Genomic DNA, 2,643 nt, shown 5'->3' on the forward strand with positions numbered 1-2,643 from the left:
GAACCACACAAGCTGCAGAGCCATTCTGGAGTGGGTCAAGACCGCAAGAGGAGAACTACTGCCGCGACAGAATTATCGATGGTATCCACCATCGGCTGGAACGTCGTGGGGTAAGGTCGCTTCCGGAATCTACGATGCCCCACAATACGAGGTGCGACGTGCTGTGTATCTCGGGCACCATGGACATACCCATCGAAGTTAAAGGGCAGTGGCATACTCAGGTCTGGACAGCCGCTTGTCAGCAGCTAGAAGACAACTATGTGCGCGAGTATCGCGCAGAGGGTCGCGGCATCTTTTTGGTCGTCTGGTTCGGCAGACTTGCTCACTATAATCCCCCAAGGCTTGCTGGTAAGGCGGTCCCAGAAAGCGCGGCCGATATGTTGCGGCTCCTGGCTGAACTGTCGCCGCGACCAATTGACGGGAGGACAAAACTGTTCGTGCTAGACGTGAGCCGCCCGGTGGCAAAGTCCGTGAAGGTGTATGTGGCAGACGAAAAGAAGTCAGCTAAGCGCCCAAAGGCGAAGAAAGTGCGAGGCCCCGTCGTCGGGGCGCCATCATGGCGGACAAGTACCTAGATTTCGTAGCACGAGCGCCAAGAATATTAACGCCTTGGTGGACCGTTCGGATCGTGCAAGCGATCTTCCGTGTGGCCGCAGCTGCTGCACCTTATGGTTCGCTCCTGCATCCCCGCCGGCCCGAGAAAGGGGTGCGCGTGAGAAGAAATTACTTTCATTCGTCCGGTATCGCATATCGGACATGCTTCGCCTGAGGTGAGCGACGCTATCTTTTCTTCCAGATCTTTGATCTTTTGATCTCGATCATGGATTGTTTCGCGAGCATCGGATAGTGCAATCTTAACATCTGCGAGCGTGCCGTAGAGGTCAGCCATCTGCGACTTCAGGGCGGCCACGTTGAAGCCTTTGTCAATCTCCCTAAGGTCTTTCACTATGCCCGTCGCTTGGGCAAGCAACGCCAATCCAGATGCGATATCCATTATCTCGCTCCCTTCAGGTGGGATCCATGCAACATCAGCGCCTGGCGTGAAGTGTCTGGGTAGCCATTAAGTTCTTGGCGGACCACACCGTCCCTTAAGCACCGCGATCTCGGCCTCATGATCACCTCCCGACATCGACGCCACCGGCACACCAATCAAGAACACTCCTAACGCATCTCCAGTCGCAGCCTTGTTCTGCTGGTTGGATATGACGGCGAGGCGCTCCCTATCAGCCTGTGTGCAGGGGCCGGAATTTGGAATTCCCGAAATCCTCTCCGGCGGTGTGGCGCAGCCTGCTAGGCCGGCCAACACCGATATTGTCAAAACAACGCGTTTCACTAGTCCCCCACTCTTTCAATAAATCCACCCGCCGGCACCATTACGTAGTGCATGAATTTGCACAAGTATTGGGCAGTGCGTTACACACGACTATTTTTGACAACAGGCGCTGGCCATTCGTCGCACTTGCGGTTTTATGCCAGTGGCGTTGAGGCTACCGAATGCGCAGCCGGCTCACTCGCCGCAAAGGTCGGCAGGGCTCTGTCAGCAACCTTAATTTCAACGCTCCTGCACCCACCCTCCCATTAACCATTCGTTAACCATTCCCTCGCTAGCGTTTACCTCTCAGTAAGGATTCGCCAGCCGTGACCTTTGCCGCTCCCCTCGAGGCCAAATCCATTCGCTTTCGTGCCCGCTCTTTCGTCGCTTTCACCTTGACCCCGGAAGCGCCCATGGCGGAGTGGCTGCAGGGGCTGGATCACTGGATCGGCAATTCGCCGGGCTATTTTGCCGGGCGGCCGGTGCTGCTGGATCTGAATGTGCTGAAGCCGCAGCCGAGCGAGATCGCGGCGCTGGTGGCGGAGCTTGGTACGCGCGGCATTCGCATCTATGCCATCGAGCTTGACGGGGCTGTGCTCGGCCCCGAACTGCCGCCTTTGCTGGTCGGCGCCAAGGAGGCGACGACGGATGGGCTGCTGCCTGGCCGCAAGGGTGGGCAAGAGGTTTCCGGCACATCGGAGGGCAAGACCGAGGGCAGGGCGCCGGACCACCGCATGGACGGCCGTGCGGACGCCGGCATCGCTGCGAAGGGCAAGGCTGGCGCAAGCAAGACCGGGGAAAGCGAGCCGCAGGTTTCGCACTACGATTCGGGCACGCTGATGATCAAGGCGCCGATCCGTTCCGGCCAGGCGATCATGCATGCGCATGGCGATGTCATCGTGCTGGGCTCGGTCGCGTCCGGTTCGGAGATCGTCGCCGCCGGTTCGATCCATGTCTACGGCACGCTGCGCGGGCGCGCTTCGGCAGGGGCGCTGGGCAACACCAGCGCACGCATCTTCTGCCGCCGCAACGAGGCCGAGCTTTTGTCGGTCGACGGCTGGTACATCACCGCCGAGGAGATGGAAGGGGTGTCGCGCGGCAAGCCGGTGCAGGCCTTCCTCGACGGCGACGGCCTGCGCGTCGAGACACTGAGCTGAAGCGGCTTGGGAGCTGAAGCGGCTGACTGAATAAGGCCGTCAGGGCGGCCGGGACAACAAAACGAACAACAACGGAGGCTTTTCAATGGGCAAGGTAGTGGTGGTCACTTCGGGCAAGGGGGGCGTCGGCAAGACCACCTCGACGGCTGCACTTGGAGCGGCCGTGGCCAAGAC

At 59.6% G+C, this 2,643-nt stretch carries 2 protein-coding genes; one reads left to right on the forward strand and one right to left on the reverse strand.

The annotated features are described in order from the left end of the window. Positions 1–601 precede the first annotated feature (601 nt). A complete protein-coding gene (locus AC1DX0_RS34330; RefSeq protein ID WP_477223651.1) occupies positions 602–994 on the reverse strand; it encodes a hypothetical protein in 393 nt (130 codons plus the stop codon). Between the two features lie 644 nt (positions 995–1,638). Between AC1DX0_RS34330 and minC the strand changes: the two genes are divergently transcribed. Then, on the forward strand, positions 1,639–2,469 hold the full coding sequence (gene minC / locus AC1DX0_RS34335) for a septum site-determining protein MinC (protein WP_477223652.1): 831 nt from the start codon (positions 1,639–1,641) through the stop codon (positions 2,467–2,469). The last annotated feature ends 174 nt before the right edge of the window (positions 2,470–2,643 follow it).

Source organism: Mesorhizobium sp. P3_A9, assembly GCF_056402975.1.